The sequence below is a fragment of the Paraburkholderia phenazinium genome (assembly GCF_900142845.1).
GTDB classification, from domain to species: domain Bacteria; phylum Pseudomonadota; class Gammaproteobacteria; order Burkholderiales; family Burkholderiaceae; genus Paraburkholderia; species Paraburkholderia phenazinium_A.
Map to the genome: position 1 here is coordinate 1,221,423 of NZ_FSRU01000001.1, position 20,696 is coordinate 1,242,118.

The window sequence follows — 20,696 nt, forward strand, 5'->3', positions numbered from 1 at the left end:
TATTGATATTTGCGGCAACGCAGCATATGATTGACCGATCTACGGATTCAATCATTCGGAGTTGCAAATGGAGTGCGTTCCTCTTGCCCTGCTCGCCATAGCCGTCGTAGGTTTGGGGGCAGCCGCCACGGTGTTGTTGACCCGGTGGATTCCGCAGCCGGTTGCCGAACTGGCAGCACAACATGGCCGTTTCGCCGGCCTGGGCGAATGGGACAGCGCGGCCGCGGCGCCTTGTGGTGTCCATCCGGGCGCCACTGCGGGCGCAAACCCGGGCAGCCAGGCGGGTGCACGTGTTCAACAAGAGGCGATGAATGTCGTCAGAACTTCAAACTGAAGCAGTGGCTACCCCATTGACCCTGACCTTGCAGCCGATCGGCGCGAGCGCGAGCCTGCGCGACCAGGCTTATGCAATGCTGCGCCAGGCTATCGCCGACGCGGATATCTACCAGTCGCGCGACGAGATTCGCCTCGACGAGCGGGTGCTGAGCGAGTCGCTCGGCGTCAGCCGCACGCCGGTGCGCGAAGCGATGACGCTGCTGGAACAGGAAGGCTTTCTGCGCATGGTGCCGCGCCGCGGCATCTACATCGTGCGTAAGAGCAAGCGCGAAATTGTCGAGATGATCCAGATGTGGGCCGCGCTCGAAAGCATGGCCGCACGTCTTGCCACGCTGCACGCCACGGACGAGGAAATCGCCGGGCTGCGCCACATGTTCGACAATTTCCAGGACACGACGCCCGCTGAGCACATTGCGGAGTACTCGGACGCGAACATCGCGTTCCATCAGGCGATTGTCGAGTTGTCGAAGTCGCAGATCATCCTCGATACGATCAAGAACATCTTCATCCATGTGCGGGCCATCCGCCGGATGACGATCTCGCAAAGCGACCGCGCGTCGCGCTCGATTGTCGACCACCTGCGCATCATCGAGGCACTCGAGAAGCGCGACACCGAACTGGCCGAGCGGCTCACACGCCAGCACTCGCTGGATCTCGCGACCTTTGTCGAAGCGAATTGCGACTTCCTGGATTGAGCTGCTGACGGCTTCTCTCCGACACTGACGTCGATGCGCAAACAAGGCCAGTGGTGGCGACACCGCTGGCCTTTTTGCATGGACGCGCGGTGCGGAACGCCTGGTATTCCTTAGCGTTTTTTCTCTATCTACGGTCACGCCACCGCTTGCCGCGGTGCGCAACAAGTCTTCCTTGACGTTGTTAAAAATATAGTATGTGATATATCAACACAAACGGACTTGTATCGTTCATCGGTGTTTTCCCTTGATCAACCATGCCATTGGGCGGGATTTCGCCCCAAAACCGGCTCCTGGCAAGCGTCAGGAACACGAATCTCAAGTTAATCCTCACACGGAATTTGTCCTTGATTGAATCTGATATATCACATACCGTATGGAGCAGAGCCTGCCAGACTCCCCAGTAGGGCGTCATTGAAGCGGCCGCGTCCGTCGAGCAACGTTGAACAACCGATTGACCAGGACAGGAGACGACCATGTCTGCAGTTGTTTCATCCCTCAACCCCGCCACGGGCAGCACGACGGCCGACGACACGCTCAAGCAGAAGACCCGCAATGCCGGTGTCGTCTCGGGCGGTCACCTGGTCGCGAGGGCGCTGAAAAACGAAGGGGTCGATACGATCTTCACGCTGTGCGGCGGCCACATCATCGACATCTACGATGGCTGTGTCGACGAGGGGATTCGCATTATCGACGTGCGTCACGAGCAGGTCGCGGCGCATGCGGCGGATGGTTATGCGCGGCAAACCGGCAAGCTGGGCTGTGTGGTGACGACAGCAGGACCCGGTTGCATGAACGCCGTCACCGGCATCGCCACGGCGTTTCGTTCGGAAAGCCCGGTCCTGCATATCGGCGGTCAAGGCGCGCTGACGCAGCACAAGATGGGCTCGCTGCAGGATTTGCCGCATGTGGACATCATGGCGCCTATCACCAAGTTTGCCGCCAGCGTGCCGAGCACCGAGCGGGTAGCGGACATGATTTCGATGGCGGTGCGCGAATGCTACAACGGCGCGCCAGGTCCTGCGTACCTCGAGATTCCGCGCGACGTGCTCGATCGCGAAGTCGAGTTGACGCGGGCCGTCGTGCCGCAACCGGGTCACTATCGCGCGTCGACGAAATCGATCGGCGACCCGCGCGACATCGAGAGGCTGGCCGATCTTCTCGTCGCCTCAGAACGTCCGGCGATCCTGTACGGCCAGCAGGTCTGGACGGCACGCGGCCATGAAGAAGCGGTGGCGCTGCTGCGCGGACTCGATATCCCCGGTTACTTCAACGGTGCGAGCCGCGGCTTGCTGCCGCCGGGCGATCCGCATCATTTCGACCGTACCCGTTCACAGGCATTTGCGAATGCAGATGTCCTGATCGTCGTTGGGACTCCTTTCGATTTCAGAATGGGCTACGGCAAACGCATCAGCAAGGAACTGAAGCTGGTGCAGATCGACATGGACTATCGCACGGTGGGCAAGAACCGCGACATCGATCTCGGTCTCGTCGGCGATCCCGGTGCGATTCTCGCTGCGGTGCTGCAAGCGGCGAGCGGCCGCCTGAAGGACGACAAGCGCCAGGCGCGCCGCAAGTGGATGGCGCAGTTGCAAGACGCCGAAGCCGCCGCAACGGAAAAATTGATGCCGTTGTTCAGGTCGGCCAACACGCCGATCCATCCCTATCGCGTCGCCTACGAACTGAACGAGTTCCTTTCCGACGATACCGTGTACATCGGCGACGGCGGCGACGTGGTGACGATCTCTGCGCAGGCGGTGCGGCCGCGCCGTCCGGGGCAATGGATGGATCCTGGCGCGCTCGGTTCGCTGGGCGTCGGCACCGGCTTTGCACTCGCCGCGAAGCTCGCGCATCCGCACAAGGAAGTGCTCTGCTACTACGGCGACGGTTCGTTCGGCATGACCGCCTTCGACATGGAGACGGCCAATCGCTTCGGTGCGCCGTACCTTGCCGTGATCGGCAACAACTCGGCAATGAACCAGATTCGCTACGGCCAGCTTGCGAAGTACGGCGAGGAGCGCGGCAACGTCGGCAATCTCCTGAGCGACGTGCCGTTCAGCAAGTTTGCGGAGATGCTGGGCGGCTATGGCGAAGAGGTACGCGATCCGGCGTCCATCGCGGGTGCGTTGCAACGCGCCCGTGAGGCGATTCATCGTAGCGGACGCTCGGCGGTGGTGAACATCTGGGTCGACCCGCGCGAATACGCGCCGGGCACCAAAAACCAGACCATGTACAAGTAAAGCAGCCGGATCTAAAGGAGAAACAGGACATGGGAAAAGCACTCGACGGCGTACGCATCCTCGATTTCACGCATGTGCAATCGGGTCCGACGTGCACGCAATTGCTGGCGTGGTTCGGCGCCGATGTGATCAAGGTGGAGCGGGCCGGCGCAGGGGACATCACGCGCGAGCAACTGCGCGACATCCCCGATGCGGACAGCCTCTACTTCACGATGCTCAATCACAACAAGCGCTCGGTTACGCTCGACACGAAGAATCCGGAAGGCAAGCAGGTGCTCGAAGCGCTGATCCAGAAATGCGATGTGCTGGTGGAGAACTTTGCACCGGGCGCGCTGGACCGGATGGGCTTTACCTGGGAGCGCATCCAGGAGCTCAACCCCCGCATGATCGTGGCATCCGTCAAGGGCTTCGGTCCGGGCCCCTATGAAGACTGCAAGGTGTACGAGAACGTCGCGCAATGCGCCGGCGGGGCGGCATCGACGACGGGTTTCGACGACGGTCCGCCGGTCGTGACGGGCGCGCAGATCGGCGATAGCGGCACCGGCTTGCATCTGGCGCTGGGGATCGTGACGGCGCTCTATCAACGCACCCAGACCGGCCGTGGCCAGAAGGTGCTGGCAGCGATGCAGGACGGCGTGCTGAACCTGTGCCGGGTGAAATTGCGCGATCAGCAGCGCCTGGATCGCACCGGTGTCATGAAGGAGTACCCACAATATCCGAACGGCACCTTTGGCGAAGCGGTGCCGCGCGCCGGCAATGCGTCGGGCGGCGGGCAACCTGGCTGGATCCTGAAGTGCAAGGGCTGGGAGACGGACCCGAACGCCTACATCTATTTCATTGCCCAGGCGCCGGTGTGGACGAAGATCTGCAACGTGATCGGCAGGGAAGAATGGACCACCGATCCCGATTACGCAACACCTGCCGCACGCTTGCCGCGGCTGAAAGAAATTTTCGCGGAGATCGAGCGCTGGACCATGACGCGGACCAAGTTCGAGGCCATGCAGATCCTCAATCAATACGATATTCCGTGCGGCCCGATCCTGTCGATGAAGGAACTGGCCGAAGAGCCGTCGCTGCGCAAGACGGGAACGATCGTCGAGGTGGATCACCCGGTGCGCGGCAAGTATCTGACGGTCGGCAATCCTATCAAACTGTCGGACAGTCCGACGGACGTCCAACGCTCGCCGCTGCTAGGCGAACACACCGACGAAGTGATGGCCGAACTCGGCTATTCGCACGACCAGATCAGCGCGTTGCGCGCGGCCGGTGCGATCTGAGGGCTGCGCGGTCTACACGAGGGAGCAGGATATGGATATATGGATGCGCTTCATGTCGGGCGATGGCGGCATTGTGTTCGGCCGTGTCGAAGGCGGTTATCTGCACGAGTACGCAAGCCTCGATCAGCGGGTGCCGACCGGCGAGGTGCTGTCGACGCGCGCGCTGACGCCGCTCGCACCGTGCGCGCCGGGAAAGATCGTCGCGCTGTGGAACAACTATCACGCGCTGGCCGCGAAACTCGACAAGCCGGTGCCGGCGCATCCGCTGTTCCTGCTCAAGTCCGCGGGCTCGGTAATCGGTGACGGCGCAACCATCCGGCGGCCGGCGAGCTACGCGGGCAAGATCGTCTACGAGGGCGAACTTGGCATCGTCATCGGACGACGCTGTCGCGACGCGGATCTGGCTGAGGCGGCTGCGTCGATCTTCGGCTACACGATCGTCAACGACATCACCGCAGCCGACCTGCTCAACGAAAATCCGCATTTTCCACAATGGTGCCGGGCCAAGGGCTTCGACACGTTTTGCGGTCTCGGACCGGCCATTGTCTCGGGTTTCGACTGGCAGGCGGGCCGCGTGGTCACCACGCTCGACGGCGTGGAGCGGCAGAACTACCCGTTGGCCGACATGGTGTTTTCGCCGGCGCAACAGGTCAGTTTGATTTCGCAGGATCTCACGCTGGAGCCGGGTGACGTGATTGCTTGCGGCACCTCGCTAGGTGTCGGTTCGATCAAGGACGGCGCGACGGTGGCGGTCACGATCGCGGGCATCGGTACCTTGAGCAATACTCTGGCCGCGAGGCAGGACACCGGTGATGCCACTGCTGCCGCGCGCGCAGCAGCAAACGCCGCCTGAGTGAGACCGCAGCACAGCAAGCACGAGGGGACGCAGATGCCGGAGTTACGAGGCGATACCGTATGGGTGGCAGTCAGCTTCCTGCTCTCCATTCTGCTGGCTGCGGTGCTGGCAGGCGTCGCACAACTGGCTGGCGTGTCCCGTTGCGAACACGAAAGTCAGCTTAAGCCATGGCGCGCCATGGTCGCGACGGCCATGTTGGCCGGCGTGCTCGCCGCGGGCATTGGCATGGCTGCCGAGGGTGTCGTGGCCGCGGTCGCAGGCGCGGCGCTCGGCGCGCGCTTTGTCCGACTGCATGACTTTAGCGCGAGGCCGCAGCGGGTTGCGTTGCTCGGCGGCGGCGTTGGCCTCGCTGCAATGTCAGGTGGATTCGAGCGCTATCTGTCTTCGGCATCTTGCGGAGAATGGGCGTGTATCGAGGTGTATGGCGCGGTGTTTATCGGCGCATTGATCTTTGCCGTCTCGGCGATGCTCTGGTGTATGTCGCGCGGCTGGCTGGTTGCGCAGGCAGGTGTGCATCCAGGTACAGACGTGGTCAATCTGATGGCGCTCCTGCTCTGTGTCTGGATGGGCTACGGCTTCGTGACCGCGCAAGCGCAACCGTTTGGACTCGCCGTGCTGCTGGCGATGAGCTTGCTCTCAACCGCGCTGGGCGCGCATCTGATGATGAATGCGGGCACCGGCCGCGGACGTTATGCGTTCGCGTCAGGGTGGGTTGGTCAGCGTTCGACGGTTCGCTGCGGCGTCGTGCAGCGGCGCAGTGTCATCGATGTACTGGAAGGCTTCGAATGGCCCGACGATCATATGCCTGCGCTGTTGGACGACGACTTCGCGCAATCGTGGGCGCTGCTTGACGATCCGCATGCTGTGGTCGAGACGCTGCGCGTCGGCGCTTGCCGGCGTGAGCGCAGTGTCGGTCACGCGTTAGCGCGGGGCGATCGCGGTCGCTATCGCTTGCGCTGCCGGCAAAGTCATCGCGGGGCACGCCATGGCGCGATGCGTCAACTGAAGCGCAGCGAGCCGGAAGACGAGTCGGAAGCGTAATGACCCGGCCAGCAACATGGCCGGGCGAAGGGAGAAACCCGGATCGGAGCTTGAGTCGCGTCAGAAGCCGTCGCCCAAGGACGCGAACTCGCTGAAGTACTGGGTCTTCTTGCGCAGGATGAGTTGGGCAAGAAATTCAGCGTCATAAGCTTTGTGAAGATGGGCGTGATGCCGCTCGATGTAGGCGGTGATACGCGCGCTTTCACTGTTGAATTCATTGAGCGCGTTAAGCGTGTCGCGATCCCAGCGAAACCGCAGGCCAAGGTCGCTGAAGGCTGCGTTGTAGGCGCTCAGATGAGCATCGTCGGGACTGTCTTGAGAAACGCGGGCGGCATGCGTGCCGGCATGCGGGACAAACGAGGCGTGATTCATGATCGGACTCCTATGCAAGTGAGTGAGATGACTCGACTGAAGCATAGGACCGGCGATGGATTCGCAATAGTTAAAGTTTTATTGGAAATCCATAGCTCATTGCTTATGCACGCTCAACTCCTTGGCCCGCGTAATTTTCTCGATGAGAGGCGCGCCTTCCTCCATCAGGAAACGCTTGAACGCCACCGCGACAGGCGGCAAGCGTTTGTTGCGCCGATGCACGACGTACCAGTTGAGCATCACCGGGAAGGTTTCGACATCGAGCACGACGAGGTTACCCACCTGCAATTCGAGGCTGATGGTGTGCGCGGACAGAAACGCGATGCCCATGCCGGCAATCACGGCCTGCTTGATCGTCTCGGTGCTTCTGATCTCCATGGCGATCTTGAGGTTGGTGAGCCGGCCGGCAAAGCCTTCCTCCATCGAATTCCACGTATCCGAACCGCGCTCGCGAACGATAAACGCTTCGTTCGCCAACTGGCTCATCTTGATGTTGCGCTTGTGCGCGAGCGGATGGCTCGGCGCGGCGACGATCACATAGGGATGCGGGGCAAACGGCTCGTTGGTCGCGTCCGTTTCGTGCGGCGGCCGCACCATGACCGCGAGGTCGGTCTGGTTGGTGGCAAGTTGATGCAACAGTTCCTCGCGGTTATGCACCGCCAGGTTGAGCACGACGCCCGCATAGCGGCGCGTGAATTCGGCCAGCAGGCGCGGAAAGAAGTAGTCGCCCGCGCTGATGACGGCGACATTCAGCTTGCCCCCGGAGACGCCCTTCAACTGACTCATCGCTTCGTCGACTTCGTGGAACTGCTGGATGATCGCGCGACTGTAGTGAAGCATCTCGGTGCCGGCAGGCGTCAGGTAGATTTTCTTGCCCAACTGCTCGAAGAGCGGCAGCCCGGCATGCTCCTCGAGCTGACGCACCTGAGTGGAGACGGCCGGCTGCGTCAGATGCAGCTCCTCGGCTGCGCGCGAGAAGCTCAGGTGGCGCGCCACCGTCTCGAAGACCTTCAATTGCCGCAGTGTTGCGTTTCTCATCGTCATGGCCGATGTATAAACGAATGTGAATCAACATAATAACAAACTTTAATTATTCGTAATTCAGCAATGACCCTAGCATGGATTCAGATAAAGAAGCGGATTGGACAGGAGCGGCTCTCGGGTTAACGTGGATTGGCAAGCGCAGCAAGGCGATGGCCGGAAAGGGTTAACGCCATTGATGCACAGGAAGACCGATTTATCTAACTAATAATTCCGATTTCCGCGTCGCCCGATTTAAATGGCTGGAATGGGCGGCGTAAATATTAAATTTACCCGATGGCGGTTTTTTCGGGGCGCAACCATAAGGTGGGCTGCATACAGCACGGCGAAAAGGCCGGCTGCTCTAAATAGATAGCGGAGACAAGGCACATGGACGATATCACTCAGCGCACGCCGGCCCACGCAGCCGGCGTGAACCGGTGGTGCCAGCTCGTCATCGGCATGCTATGCATGGCGCTGGTGGCGAATCTGCAATACGCGTGGACGCTCTTCGTGACACCGATGAGCACGCGGCATCACTGGAGCGACGCATCCATTCAGCTGGCGTTCTCGATCTTCATTCTGACCGAGACGTGGCTTGTGCCGATTGAGGGCTGGCTGGTCGATAAATTCGGTCCGCGTCCGGTGGTGGCAGGGGGCGCCGTGTGCGCCGGGCTTGCGTGGGTGATCGATTCGTATGCGACATCCTTGCCGCATCTCTATGTGGCGGCTGTCGTCGGCGGGATCGGTGCGGGTTGTGTGTACGGCACGTGTGTCGGCAATGCGCTGAAGTGGTTTCCCGACCGGCGCGGTCTTGCAGCAGGGTTGACCGCCGCGGGCTTCGGCGCCGGCGCAGCGGTGACCGTGATTCCGATTGCCGGCATGATCGTGCGCTCGGGCTACGAGCAGGCGTTCTTCTTTTTCGGCATCCTGCAGGGCGTCTGCATGCTTGGGCTCGCGATGCTGTTGAAAAAGCCCGATGCGCGTCAGGCGAAGGCGCCGAACAAAAAATTCATCGTCACCAAGGTCGACTACACGCCGGGTCAAATGATCAAGACGCCGTTGTTCTGGGTGATCTACGTTTCGTTCGTTGCCGTAGCGGCGGGCGGCCTGATGGCCACTGCCCAGCTTGGCCCGATCGCCAAGGATTGGGGGCTCGCCCGAATTCCCATGAGCTTCTTCGGTTTGACCGTGCCGCTGCTGACGGCGACGCTGTCCATCGACAATATCTGTAACGGCTTCACGCGGCCACTATGCGGCTTTATCTCCGACAAGATAGGCCGCGAAAACACCATGTTCGTGATCTTCATCGGCGAAGGGCTTGCGTTGCTCGGCCTCATGGAATACGGCAGCAACCCGTATGCGTTCATGACCTTCGCAGCCCTGATCTTTTTGTTTTGGGGCGAAATCTTCTCGATCTTTCCCGCAATCTGCGCGGATACCTTCGGCAGCAAGTATGCAGCGGCCAACGCGGGAACACTGTACACGGCGAAAGGAACCGCTTCGTTGCTCGTGCCGCTCGCCTCGGTGCTGTCCGCAACCGGCGGCTGGAGTCTGGTCTTTACCGTCTCCGCCGTCGTGACGATCGCGGCGGCCATCGCGGCGAAGTTCATTCTCGCGCCGATGCGCGCGCGCTGGATCGGTTTGCGCAATCAGCCCGCCGTCGTCGCCAATAGTCAAACACGGCTCAATCACTGGCCGGAGCAGACCGGTGAGTAACGCAATACCCCCAAAGCAAGGAGCACCACGATGGACTCTGAACTCGACCTCAGGCGCTATGACCTTCTGATCGACGGCAAACGCGTACCGCCCAGCGGCGGCGAATACTCGGTTGACATCAACCCCGCCACCGAAGAGCCGATCGCGCTCGTCGCGCAAGGTAGTGCCGCCGATGTCGACACGGCAGTGCGTGCCGCCCGTGCCGCGCTGAAGGTGTGGAATGCGCTGCGCGCGTCGGAACGGGGCCGCATTCTCGGCCGCTTCGCGGAATTGTTGCGCACGCATCAAGATGAACTGGCGACGCTTGAAAGTCTCGATGCAGGCAAGCCGATTGCCGCCGTGCAACGTCAGGATTTACCCGCTGCAATCGACACGCTCGCCTACTACGCCGGCTGGTGCGACAAGATCACCGGGCAGGTGGTGCCGGTGCGCCCCGACGCCTTGACGTACACGATCCGTGAGCCGGTCGGTGTGGTCGCGGCAATCGTGCCGTGGAATTTTCCGTTGATGATCGGCATGTGGAAAATTGCGCCCGCACTTGCATGCGGCTGCACGATGATCGTCAAGCCCGCCGAGATCACGCCGCTGACGGCATTGCGGGTGGGCGAGCTCGCGCTGGAGGCAGGCGTGCCGCCCGGCGTGCTGAATATCGTCACAGGCAAGGGGCGCGTGGTCGGCGATGCACTGGTCGCGCATCCGGGTGTCGACAAGGTGACGTTCACCGGGTCGCCTTCGGTAGGGCGCGGCATTCTGCAGGGCGCTGCGGTCAACTTCAAGCGCGTGACGCTGGAGCTAGGCGGCAAGTCGGCCAACGTGATTTTCCCCGATGCGAATCTGGACAGTGCCGTGCGTGCGGCGGCATCGGGCATTTTCTTCAACACGGGACAGGTGTGCTCGGCGGGCTCGCGCATTCTGGCGCATCGCGACATCTATGACGAAGTGGTCGAACGGTTGGCGGCGCGTGCGAAATCGATCAAGGTTGGCGATCCTGCCGCGCGCGAAACCTCGATGGGGCCGGTTGTTTCGGCTGCGCAGATGAAGACGGTGCTCGACTATGTGGACATAGGTAAGGAAGAAGGCGCAACACTGGTGACCGGCGGCGCGCGTCTGGGCCAGCGTGGTTTCTACGTCGAGCCGACCGTGTTTGCGAATGTGGAACACGAGATGCGGATCTCGCAGGAGGAGATCTTTGGACCAGTGGCCAGCGTGATCCGCTTCGATGATGAGGCCGATGCGATACGGATTGCTAACGGTACGCTCTATAGCCTGGCTGCAGGCGTGTGGAGTGCGGATATCGGACGTGTGCACCGGGTGGCGCATGCGCTCAAGGCGGGTACGGTGTGGATCAATACGTATGGCTACACCGATGTGCGCCTACCTTGGGGCGGAGCGGGCGATTCGGGATTCGGCCGTGAACACGGCGATGTGGCCATCGAAAACTTCACGGAACCCAAGGCGGTGTGGCTGTCGATCGATCAATGAGGTTTGGGTAAGCGGTAAAGAAATCGAGCCCGTTGGGCTCGATTTCTTTCGCGGCAGGTCCGTTCTTCGTGGAGAAAGCGGACCGCCCGAGCGTCGCGAATCATCCGCCCTGTAACGCAATGCGTTCGCGCAATTTGACCAGCGCCAGCACGACGTCGATTGTCGGCGTGGGCTCGCCGACGAGCCGGCCCATTTCCTGCACGACCGTGAGCAACGGGTCGATTTCCATGGGCCGGCGGTTTTCCAGATCGACCAGTGTCGAAGTCTTGTGTGCGCCCACCGCACCCGCGCCGTCGATGCGCTTCTCGACGTCGACGCGAAAATGCACGCCGAAGTGATCCGCGATCTGCTTCGCCTCGAGCATCATCGTGCGCGACACGGCACGCGTGCCGGGGTCGCTCGTGAGGACGTCGAGCGTGGCGTGGGTCAGGGCGCTGATCGGGTTGAAGCACAGATTGCCCCACAGCTTGAGCCAGATTTCATCGCGGATGTTCTCGCGAATCGGCGCATCGAAACCGGCCGCCTGCATGATCTCGTGAAGCTGCTGGATACGTGGCGTGCGCTCGCCGCTGGGCTCGCCAATGGGGAATTTCTTGCCGTACACATGCTTGATCAGACCCGGCTCGACGATCTCCGCTGCGGGATATAGCACGCAGCCTATCGCGCGTTCAGGACCGAGCCGCGTCCATTGCGAGCCGTCCGGGTCGATACTGGACAGACGTGTGCCCGCGAATTTGCCGCCGTGCTGATAGAAGTACCAGTAAGGGATACCGTTGACGCCAGTGACGATCGCCGTGTGTTTGCCGAGCAACGGCTGCATCGACTCGACCACACCAGGCAATGAGTGGGCCTTGAGCGTCACGATGACGTAGTCCTGCACGCCGAGTTCACGGGGATCCGACGTACAGCGCACGCGTGCGCTGAGTTCCTCGCCATCCATCAGCACGCGTGCGCCGTGTTCGCGCATCGCGGCAAGATGAGGACCGCGTGCCACGAAGCTCACGTCGGCGCCTGCCCGCGCCAGTTGCACACCCATCAACCCGCCGATTGCCCCTGCGCCGAAGATACAGATCTTCATGATTTATCGCCTCAGTCACAATGAAAAACCGCTTGCCCGTCAGCGCGCGAGGCGCGGCCGCGTGGGCTGGGCCAGCGATGAGGCCGGCGCAGCAGGACGCGGCCGGAGAGGGCCACGGTTCGAGCATAAGGTGAGGCTACGATTGGGGATAGTTAAAGTTTCTGTGGCGATGCATTAGCGATGGGTTATGGATCGTCGAGGTGAATGCGAACTGGACGGCCAGTGGAAAAGCGGCAACGCCAGCGCGGCCAGCTCCCAGGCGCATACACGGCAGTGGCTTACTTAGGAAATCTGAGGAAAGCTCGGAAAACCGGAGCCCACCCGGCGCGGCAAAGCGTCGCGTCGGTGCTCAGGCTCAAGTCGCTTAGACAGGACTAGTCCTATTTTTTCATTCCACCTCCTTCAGTAAACTGCTGTTTCCTGTTGCCGGGCTGTGCAGTCCGATGTCGTAGTCTTTCCAGGGGCTGCTCACCCATCTCTTCTGCGCCGTTGCCAAGTGTCATCGCACTACCACGTATGCCCGCAGCCTTCTTTCTGTTTCGACTGCGAGAGTTCTACGTCATGTGGCAGTACCTACGTAACATCCTCGCGCGCGAGCAGCTCACTTCCACTGATTCGAGCCGTCAGGCTCAGCTCAAACGCAAATCCTCGAAGGGTGTTGCCGCCAGTGCGGCCTTGCTGAGCAGCGCGATCGCCGCGTTGGGCACACCGGTCGCATCAGGTGTCGCGGCGAATCCGCTCAGCCGGCCTGTAGCGGGCAGCGCGAGCGGACTCGCAGTGGAGTGGGCCATGCTGGGCGCGCAACACCCTGTGTCCGGCGCCGCGAACCTGCGTGAATGGTTCGGGCGAGTCGGCGTAAGCGCGGGCAGCGACGTCGCTAGCGTCAAGCTGGCCGACCAGCGCGTCACGAATGGCGCTCGTTCCACACTGTCGGGCGCCGCGCCGTTGAACATGCCGGCCGCTGGGAGCGGTGTCTATGCCGGTCCGATCAAGCGTGAGTCGCGCATGACGTGGACGCCCGTAGGGTTGCCCGCGGACCTCGCGGCGCAACTTGCCCGCATTCTCGCGGGGCAACTGGACACCACACGGCCAGCTCAAGCCGACGATTACTACCGCATCGTCTACGAATCCGTCGCGAGCAATCAGGGCGTTACGCGCAGGCGCGTAACGGCGCTCGAAATGCGATTCGCGGGTCGCACTTATCGGGCGGTGTGGTTCGTAGCACGCGGGCAGGCCACCGGAGACTATTACTCGTTCGATGGCCAGCGTCTGGCTGCTGAGCCATTTGCCATGCCGTTGAATTACGTTCGCGTGAGTTCGCCGTTCGGTTACCGGATTCATCCCGTGACCGGAGAGCGCGTGCTGCATACCGGCGTGGATCTCACCGCCGCCCGGGGAACGCCGGTTGTTGCCGCCGCGGCAGGGACGGTGCAGTTCGTCGGTGTCGATAGTGGCTATGGCAAGCATGTCGTCGTGCGTCACGCGCGCGGCTACACCACTTGCTACGCGCATCTGTCGGCGTTCGCCAGTCGTTTGCGGGTCGGCACGCAGGTCAGCGAGGGACAGCCATTGGGCGCGGTCGGACAGACAGGCGTTGCGACCGGACCGCATCTGCATTTCGAAGTACGCCTGAACAATCAGCCGACTGACCCACTCAAATTGACGAACCGCTTCAGCGCGGTGCCGCTGACTGCCAGCCAGCGTGCTGCGTTCGATCATGTGGCGAGCGTCGCACGTAATCAGCTAGCGGGATTGTCTGCCGATATCCGTACAGTATCGAACGCACCGGTCGCCGCGCACTGAGTCTTTACGGCCTCGGCAAAGCAAAACACGCCGAGGCCACGTCACGACACACCATGGCGCGCCATGCGCAGCATGCCGGATCAATGAGGACGACTCATTGGCCTCCACGCATGGCATAATTTGTCAGCTTTCATTTTTCTGACTACGCCGCATGTTGCGTCGCCATCTGCAGAAGATCGGCTCGATCCTCGGATTGCTTGCGATCCTGATGGCGACTCTCGCACCCACGGTTTCGCAGGCGCTGAGCGCGCACAACAGACTCGACGCGGCGCTTGCCGCGCGTTGTTCGGCGACCGCGGGCGCGACGGATGTGGGGCGCGCTGCACCGCAGCCGCTCATCTTCCATTGGCAGGCCTGCGGTTATTGCAGTCTGCTCGCGCAGGTCCCCGTCGTGCCGCCGGCCAACTTCGCATTCGCCACGCAAGCGCCGTTTGCGCACAGTGCCATCGTGCGCGTGACTGCGAGCACGCTGTCCATCTTTCCCGTCACCTCGGCGCAGCCTCGTGCGCCGCCTGTCGTTCCCTGATCCTTTTCGGTCTTGCAGTTGCAACGGTTCCGCTGATTCGCCCTGCGTTCTCATAACGCAAACGCGGACGCGCTGCGGCATGCGTTACGCATTTAGCGACGGTCCACGCCGTCTTTATCATGGAGGTCACGATGAAACGAGGTCAACGCCTGCGCCGCTGGCTCGTGCGTCACCGGATGCATCTGAACCTGGCGGCGCTGTTTGTTTGCGGTTTATGGGCTGGCGGGCTCGCATGGATGACACGTCCCGATGACATTGGCATGACATCGGTCGCGTCGCCGATCTGCTGCTTCCGCGCGGTGAAGTAGCGGCGCGGGAAGATAAGGGACGCTCGCGCCGGGGCGGCGCACGCCCCTTTGCCGTATCTGGGGGCTCGGCACTTGCGCCCGCGTTCACCAGAGGATTTAATACGGCAACGCGATGGCGCTTGCCAGCGTGGTAGTAAGGCGGTCTTCGAAGAACAACGAACAAGTGCAATCCGGCGCGCGCCCAGGTGGGGCGCATCGGCACGGTAGCGGCGCGGCGAGGCCGGCTACGGCGAGTCACCCAAAACGGAGAGAGCATGAAAGCCAGCACCATCGCGGAGCGGGAAGCCATCGGCCGGGCAGCTCGCGAGCATTCAAAGCGTTCGAGTCATCGCGCGCTGGGCGAGATCCACCGCAATCCGATCGATCTGCTCAAGCAAAGCAGCGAGGGGCGGGTTCAGAAGCTGGTGCCGTTGCGCTACGGCCGCATGTCCGTGTCGCCGTTCACGTTCTTTCGCGGCAGCGCGATCATCCAGGCTCACGATCTGAGCCGGGTGCCCGATACCGGCATCGTGATGCCGATCTGCGGCGACGGTCATCTGATGAACTTCGGCGGCTTTGCGACGCCCGAACGGCAACTGATATTCGATCTGAACGACTTCGACGAAGTGGCGCTCGGGCCGTTCGAGTGGGACCTCAAGCGCCTGACGGCCAGTCTCGTGGTGGCGGCGCGCCATATGCGCCTGAGCCGGAGCTTCGCCGGCGAGCTGGTGATGACGGCGGTGAGCGAGTACCGGGACCGCATGACGCAGTATGCGCAATGCGGGGCGCTGGAGCTGTGGTACGACCGCATTACGTTCGAACGGATGGCCGAGACGGCGTTGACGCCGGAGCGTCGCCGCACGGTCAGACGCGGCATGGAGAAGGCGGCGGGGCGCACCCAGGAGAGCATGCTCGACAAGATGTGCGAACACGACGGCGACCAACTGATCATTCGCGATGCGCCACCCGGACTCTTTCATGTGCATGGCGCCAATACGATGTTCGAGGCCGAAGACGACTGGTTCACGCTCGGCGACTGGCGCAAGCTGATCGGCCCGATGTACGGCGAATACCTGAAAACGCTGACCCATGACCGGCGCGAACTGCTCAGCCATTTTTCGATGCAGGACCTGGTGTTCAAGGTGGTCGGCGTCGGCAGCGTGGGCACGCGCTGTCTGGTGTTGCTCAGCACCGATCACATGGGCAAGCCGCTGTTTCTGCAGATCAAGGAGGCGCGCCAGTCGGTGATCTCGCAGTACTTCAAAGGCCAGACCTTGCATCACGATGGCGAACGCGTCGTGCGCGGGCAGCGGGTGCTGCAGGCGGCGAGCGACATTTTCCTCGGCTGGGCAACCGGTCCGTCGGGCCGGCATTTCTATTTCCGCCAACTGCGCGACATGAAGCTCTCGGCGAACATCGAACTGTTCGATAACGACCTGCTGCTGGGTTACGCCAAGCTGTGCGGCTGGGTCATGGCGCGCGCCCATGCCAAGGCGAGCGGCAAGGCGATCGAGATCAGTGCGTATATCGGCCGCGGCGATCAGTTCGGCGAGGCGCTGACCGAGTATGCGCACGGTTGTGCGGACCAGGTCGAGAAAGACTACGAGGCGTTTATGAAAGCCTGCCGCAGCGGCGAGCTCGAGGCGCGTAGCGATGAGGACATGGCGGCGGACTTCCGTATGTAGTCCTGTTCAACTCAGATCAGCTTACCGAGAAATGCACCCGCACGTCCTGATCGCTTTCAACCGGATGGCCGTTCTCCATGGCCGGGTAGAAACGCCAGCGGTGCAAGGTCTCCAGCAGGATCTGGTTGAGTCGCGGATTTTGCGTCGGCTTGATCAGTTCGACGTCGAAGGTGCCGTCTGCGTGTACCTTGAAGCGCGCGACGGCCGTGAGCTGATAGCCCTGTTCGCGCAGGTCGTCGGGCAAAACCGGCACCGGTTGCGAGACCAGGCGTGCCTGGGTGCTGCCGGCTGAGGCAGGTGGCGCCGAGGAGACCGTGCCGTTCGATGGCGTTGCTGTCGCGCTCGATGCGGTCTGTGTGGCGGCGGGCGCTTGCGCTGGCCCTTGTTCTTGCGATTGCGCTGCAGGTGCCACAGGTTGATCGTGCGTGGCCGGTTTTGTGGGTGAGCGCGCCTCTTCGCGCGGCGGCGTTGTGGGGGCTTGACTGCTGCGCGACGGGACCGCGTGCGTAAGCGGCTGTTGCTGCGCTTGCACCTGGCTCGACGCGCGCTTCGCAGCCTGGGGCGGCGGTGCCGCTGTTAGGTGCGCGGCCGGGGCAATGGCTGCCAGTGCTGGTGCCGGCGTTGGCGCGAGTTCAACCAGACGCATTTCCATCGTCGTCGGCGCGTGCTGCGGCGGCTCACCGCTCGACAACCACCCCACGGAACGCGCCAGCAGTGCCAGGCACAGTACCGCAGCCAGCACGAACGTCATCGAGAACCGTACGCGCTCGCGGTCGACGAACCCCAGCAGCCGTTGCACGCCGCTACTCACGATGCACGGCGACCAGAAAGTGTTCGGCCCCGGCCGCGCGTGCGGCCAGCATGGCCTGCACGACGACGCCATGCGAAGCATGATCGTCGGCGGCGACCACCACATTGGCGTCGGGGCGCAGCAGCCGTGCGATCGTCGGCGTCACCTGATCGAGCCGCACGGCCTGCTGATTGATAAACACCTGATTGGCTTCGTTCACCGAAAGCGTCAGCGGCTTGTCCTGCGACAACTGCTGCGCGTGTCCTTGCGGCAGATTGATCCGTACCGCGTCGAGACGCTGCATCGCCAGCGAGGTCAGCATGAAGGTCGCCAGCAGAAAGAACATCACATCGATCATTGGGATGATCTCGATGCGGCCGCGCTTCGAGCGGCGTGAGCGCCGCAGTTTCATGACGACAGTCCGGCGGTTTCGCTCGCGAGGCGCAGTTCGCAGAGGGCTTCATTGGCGAACGATTCGAGGTCGTCCATCAACCGGTCGATGCGGCGCGAAAAGAAGTTGAACGCAAACAGCGCGACGAGGGCAATGACCAGACCGATCGCAGTGGCGATCAGCGCCTGTGCGACGCCGCCCGTGACGCCCGACGGATTGACGAGGCCATCGCCGCCGATCAGCTTGAACGAATGCATCATGCCGACGATCGTGCCTAGCAGTCCCAGCAACGGCGCCGCCGTCACGATGGTTTCGAGCAGCCAGAGGCCACGGCTCATGTCGCGTTCGATCTGCGCCGCGGCGGCTTCGACCCGCGTTTCGATGCGCCACAGCGGCGCGCGCGCGTCGCCGAGCAGACGGCCAATCCGGCTAAAGGCATGCTGTTGCGGCAAGCCGTTGGAAAGCTGCGCGAGTCCGGCCAACCCCGCCACTTCCGTTGCTTGCGGCATCCGCGCGAACCGCCAGAACGCATAGGCCCGGTCGAGCGTGATGGCGAGCGCAACGATCGCCAGCACGGTCAGCGGATAGATCACCCAGCCGCCGAGACGCGCGGCCTCGGCGAGATTGGTCCAGTCGTTCATGCTCAAACTCCTCGTATTGCCTGGCCGTCGCCGACGCGATCAGAACCGCTTGGTGATACCGGCGTAGATGGCGCGCTGCGGACCGTATTGCGGCGCTTCGACGCCGATGCCCGAACCGTCGCGCAGTTCATACACGCTATTGATCGCATTGATCAGCACGACACGGGCTTCGAATTTGCCGACGATCGGTTCGTTGAAATGCTGGATTACGGCGAGATTGAGTTGCCCGTACCACGGCAGCTTGTCGGTGTTCGCAAAGCCGCTGCGCAGGCCGCTGCCGACGAGCGCATCGGCCGTGAAAGTGGTCTTGCCCAGGTCGTAGGCGCCGCCGAGCGAAACGGTCACGCGCTGGTCGTGATCCAGATACACCCAGTTGTTGGCGATGTACGCAAGCTCCGCCGCGCTGAAGTTGAACTGCGCCGAGTCGACGTCCTTACCCTGCGCCTTGCTGTACGCGACATTCAGATACGCGGATACGTTGCCCTGTTTGTAGTTGGTGGTGAATTCGAGTCCGTAGACGCGGCCGTACTGGTAATTGAACGGCGTGTAGATCAGCGCGGTGCCGAACTGACCTTCGTCGAGCAGGTTCCTCGCGATCTTGTAGTACGCGTCGAGCCCGACGGTCAGCGCAGGCGTGAGGCGCTGCGTCACGCCAATGTCGAAATAGTCGCTGCGCTCGGGCTGCACCGGGCTGTCCTGGGTGACTTCGCTCTGGTTGGTGGTGCCGTTAAAGCGCGTGACCGTCGAAGCCGAGACCAGTTCGAAATCCGGCGGCGTGAAGTAGCGCGAGTAGCCGGCGTGCAGCGTGGTGGCGTTGGTCGGCGTGAACACGAGACCGATGCGCGGGCTCAACTGGCTCGCATGCACGTATTCGTCCATGCCGTCGTAACGCAGACCGTAGTTCAGCGTCAGCTTGTTATTGAGCTTCCACTCGTCCTGCAGGTACGCGCTATACAGATAGCCGGTGCTCGCGCCCGAGTCGTTGATCGTGAAGGGGACGTCGGAGAGCTGGTTGCCGTTGGCGTCGGCCGGGAACACGGAGACGCTGTCGTTGAAGACGGCGCGTTCCTGCTCGAGCCACACGCCGGCGCGCAGTGTGTGCGCGTCGTTGAGCCGGAACGTCGTATCGGCCTGCGCGCCTTCTGCCTGGTTGCTGCGGAAGTCGCTCGACGCCACGCCGTTGAACATCAGATCGCCGATCGGGTCGGGATTGAACTGGGTCCGCGTATAGCGCGTGAACAGCGACACCTGGTAGTCGAGCGCACCGCCATTGGTGCCCTGCAACGCCAGCACGGCGAAGTTGTTCAACTCCGATTGCGTTTCGTTGAGGTTGGCGGAATTGAACGTCGTCTGGCCGGCGAGCGCGAAATTGGTCGGCAATCCCGGCGTATTCGGCAGTTCGAACTGATTGGCCGCGGTGCCCGCCATCAAGGTCACGCGCGTGAGCGGGTTGATGATGTACGACAGATAGCCGAAGCCGTTGCCCTGGCGCGTGTGGTCGTGCAATGGACTGCCGTCCGAGGTCGGCGCCTCGATGCCGAGGTTGTTCACGCCCAGCGTGCCGGTAAAGAAATAGCTTAGCGGTCCTTGCGAGCCGTAGACGTCGGCACTGCTCTGCAGCGTCTGATGACTGCCGCCGTACACGTCGACCGCGCCGCCGTTACCGAGGTCGCCTGATTTCGTCGTGATGTCGACAATCCCGGCGGTTTTATAGCCATATTGCGCGGGTAACGCGCCGGTGATCAGGTTGACCTGATCGATGATGTGCGTGTCGAGCGACTGCCCAAAGCCGCTGATCGGCTCGGGAATGATGATGCCGTTGATGCGGTATTGCAGGTCGGCGTGGTCGCCACGCACGTGGAGCTGACCGTACGAATCGTTGGCGACGCCCGGCGCCTGCAGCAGGACCTGGTTGATCGGCGTGTTATCGCCTTGCGGCAAGGCCTGAATGTCCGCTTGCGTGAAACGGTAGACGCTCGCGCCGACGTCCGGCTGCAGGCCGTTACGCGCCACGTTGAGGCGTTGCGCCTGAACGTTGACGTCGATCGTGCTGTCTTTTTGCGGCGCTGCGCTCAGCGTTTGAGGCGTGCTGCCGTCGGCGCTTGCGCTTTCAGCCGCAGTCCCCTGGGTATCGGCGACGCTGCCTGTCGCGGGAGCACCCGCGGTGGCGGCGAGGACATGCAGGGAAGCCGTCTGCGCGAACAACAGCAACGCGGCACGCGAAATCAGTGTGTGATGTTTCATGTTCTTGTTGTGCGGTGGAAGATACTCTTGTCGCACCGGGCTATCTGGCGCCGCATTGCCTGGCAGGCGAGCCCGATCTGCGAATTGTGGGATGTTATAACATAACAATTTGTTTCCGCAATCACCCATTTGCACGGGTGTGGTGGATCAGCGGGTAACGCCGACTGGCAGATGGCAGGGAACTGCCCTACATTTCCAATGCGTAGTCAGTTGACG

The 20,696-nt window shown here is 62.2% G+C and carries 19 protein-coding genes; 12 read left to right on the forward strand and 7 right to left on the reverse strand.

The window, feature by feature from the left end:
• The first annotated feature begins 67 nt into the window (after positions 1-67).
• The 6 genes from BUS12_RS39765 (at position 68) to BUS12_RS05300 (ending at position 6,442) form a co-directional block, all read left to right on the forward strand.
• The gene (locus BUS12_RS39765; RefSeq protein ID WP_074294568.1) at positions 68-334 is read left to right on the forward strand and encodes a hypothetical protein; all 267 of its coding nucleotides are present in this window, start codon (positions 68-70) and stop codon (positions 332-334) included.
• A complete protein-coding gene (locus tag BUS12_RS05280; RefSeq protein ID WP_074294569.1) occupies positions 312-1,031 on the forward strand; it encodes a GntR family transcriptional regulator in 720 nt (239 codons plus the stop codon). Before BUS12_RS39765 ends, BUS12_RS05280 begins: the two co-directional genes overlap by 23 nt.
• A gap of 473 nt (positions 1,032-1,504) precedes the next feature.
• Entirely contained in the window at positions 1,505-3,268 is a 1,764-nt protein-coding gene (locus BUS12_RS05285) for a thiamine pyrophosphate-binding protein (protein WP_074294570.1), read from the forward strand.
• A 29-nt stretch (positions 3,269-3,297) separates the two neighbouring features.
• Positions 3,298-4,545 carry a formyl-CoA transferase gene (frc, locus tag BUS12_RS05290; protein WP_074294571.1) on the forward strand — a complete coding sequence of 416 codons (1,248 nt, stop codon included), beginning with the start codon at positions 3,298-3,300 and terminating at the stop codon, positions 4,543-4,545.
• A gap of 31 nt (positions 4,546-4,576) precedes the next feature.
• Complete coding sequence (locus BUS12_RS05295; RefSeq protein WP_074294572.1) at positions 4,577-5,398, forward strand: fumarylacetoacetate hydrolase family protein; 822 nt, start codon at positions 4,577-4,579, stop codon at positions 5,396-5,398.
• A gap of 36 nt (positions 5,399-5,434) precedes the next feature.
• Positions 5,435-6,442, forward strand: a complete 1,008-nt coding sequence (locus BUS12_RS05300; RefSeq protein ID WP_074294573.1) for an NAD(P)(+) transhydrogenase (Re/Si-specific) subunit beta — start codon at positions 5,435-5,437, stop codon at positions 6,440-6,442.
• 60 nt (positions 6,443-6,502) lie between these two features.
• On the opposite strand, the gene BUS12_RS05305 is transcribed toward BUS12_RS05300, so the two are convergent.
• Together BUS12_RS05305 and BUS12_RS05310 are read right to left on the reverse strand one after the other, a co-directional pair.
• A complete protein-coding gene (locus BUS12_RS05305; protein ID WP_074294574.1) occupies positions 6,503-6,814 on the reverse strand; it encodes an HAD family hydrolase in 312 nt (103 codons plus the stop codon).
• Positions 6,815-6,910: 96 nt separating this feature from the next.
• Positions 6,911-7,858: a LysR family transcriptional regulator gene (locus tag BUS12_RS05310; protein WP_074294575.1), complete on the reverse strand. Its 948-nt coding sequence runs from the start codon at positions 7,856-7,858 to the stop codon at positions 6,911-6,913.
• Positions 7,859-8,224: 366 nt separating this feature from the next.
• On the opposite strand from BUS12_RS05310, the gene oxlT reads away from it, so the two are divergent.
• Together oxlT and BUS12_RS05320 are read left to right on the forward strand one after the other, a co-directional pair.
• A complete protein-coding gene (oxlT, locus tag BUS12_RS05315; protein WP_074294576.1) occupies positions 8,225-9,553 on the forward strand; it encodes an oxalate/formate MFS antiporter in 1,329 nt (442 codons plus the stop codon).
• Positions 9,554-9,583: 30 nt separating this feature from the next.
• Positions 9,584-11,035, forward strand: a complete 1,452-nt coding sequence (locus tag BUS12_RS05320; RefSeq protein ID WP_074294577.1) for an aldehyde dehydrogenase family protein — start codon at positions 9,584-9,586, stop codon at positions 11,033-11,035.
• Between the two features lie 100 nt (positions 11,036-11,135).
• On the opposite strand, the gene BUS12_RS05325 is transcribed toward BUS12_RS05320, so the two are convergent.
• Complete coding sequence (locus BUS12_RS05325; RefSeq protein ID WP_074294578.1) at positions 11,136-12,113, reverse strand: 2-dehydropantoate 2-reductase; 978 nt, start codon at positions 12,111-12,113, stop codon at positions 11,136-11,138.
• A 561-nt stretch (positions 12,114-12,674) separates the two neighbouring features.
• Between BUS12_RS05325 and BUS12_RS05330 the strand changes: the two genes are divergently transcribed.
• From BUS12_RS05330 to BUS12_RS05340, 4 genes are all read left to right on the forward strand, one after another.
• Positions 12,675-13,916, forward strand: coding sequence for a M23 family metallopeptidase (locus tag BUS12_RS05330; protein WP_253190013.1), 1,242 nt, complete (start codon positions 12,675-12,677; stop codon positions 13,914-13,916).
• A gap of 151 nt (positions 13,917-14,067) precedes the next feature.
• The gene (locus tag BUS12_RS05335) at positions 14,068-14,442 is read left to right on the forward strand and encodes a DUF2946 domain-containing protein (RefSeq protein ID WP_074294579.1); all 375 of its coding nucleotides are present in this window, start codon (positions 14,068-14,070) and stop codon (positions 14,440-14,442) included.
• 131 nt (positions 14,443-14,573) lie between these two features.
• On the forward strand, positions 14,574-14,750 hold the full coding sequence (locus BUS12_RS38695) for a hypothetical protein (RefSeq protein ID WP_171991597.1): 177 nt from the start codon (positions 14,574-14,576) through the stop codon (positions 14,748-14,750).
• Positions 14,751-15,004: 254 nt separating this feature from the next.
• Positions 15,005-16,414 (forward strand): DUF2252 domain-containing protein, encoded by a 1,410-nt coding sequence (locus BUS12_RS05340; RefSeq protein WP_074294580.1) that lies wholly within the window; start codon positions 15,005-15,007, stop codon positions 16,412-16,414.
• A 16-nt stretch (positions 16,415-16,430) separates the two neighbouring features.
• Here the strand turns inward: BUS12_RS05340 and BUS12_RS05345 are convergent, their stop codons facing one another.
• Genes BUS12_RS05345 through BUS12_RS05360 form a run of 4 tightly spaced genes read right to left on the reverse strand, consistent with a single transcriptional unit; the run spans position 16,431 to position 20,480 of the window.
• Positions 16,431-17,213 carry an energy transducer TonB gene (locus BUS12_RS05345; protein ID WP_253190014.1) on the reverse strand — a complete coding sequence of 261 codons (783 nt, stop codon included), beginning with the start codon at positions 17,211-17,213 and terminating at the stop codon, positions 16,431-16,433.
• Positions 17,214-17,217: 4 nt separating this feature from the next.
• Positions 17,218-17,616 (reverse strand): ExbD/TolR family protein, encoded by a 399-nt coding sequence (locus tag BUS12_RS05350; protein WP_074294581.1) that lies wholly within the window; start codon positions 17,614-17,616, stop codon positions 17,218-17,220.
• Positions 17,613-18,236: a MotA/TolQ/ExbB proton channel family protein gene (locus BUS12_RS05355; RefSeq protein WP_074294582.1), complete on the reverse strand. Its 624-nt coding sequence runs from the start codon at positions 18,234-18,236 to the stop codon at positions 17,613-17,615. The genes BUS12_RS05350 and BUS12_RS05355 overlap by 4 nt, the downstream gene beginning before the upstream one ends.
• A gap of 39 nt (positions 18,237-18,275) precedes the next feature.
• On the reverse strand, positions 18,276-20,480 hold the full coding sequence (locus BUS12_RS05360) for a TonB-dependent receptor (RefSeq protein ID WP_074294583.1): 2,205 nt from the start codon (positions 20,478-20,480) through the stop codon (positions 18,276-18,278).
• Positions 20,481-20,696 lie beyond the last annotated feature (216 nt).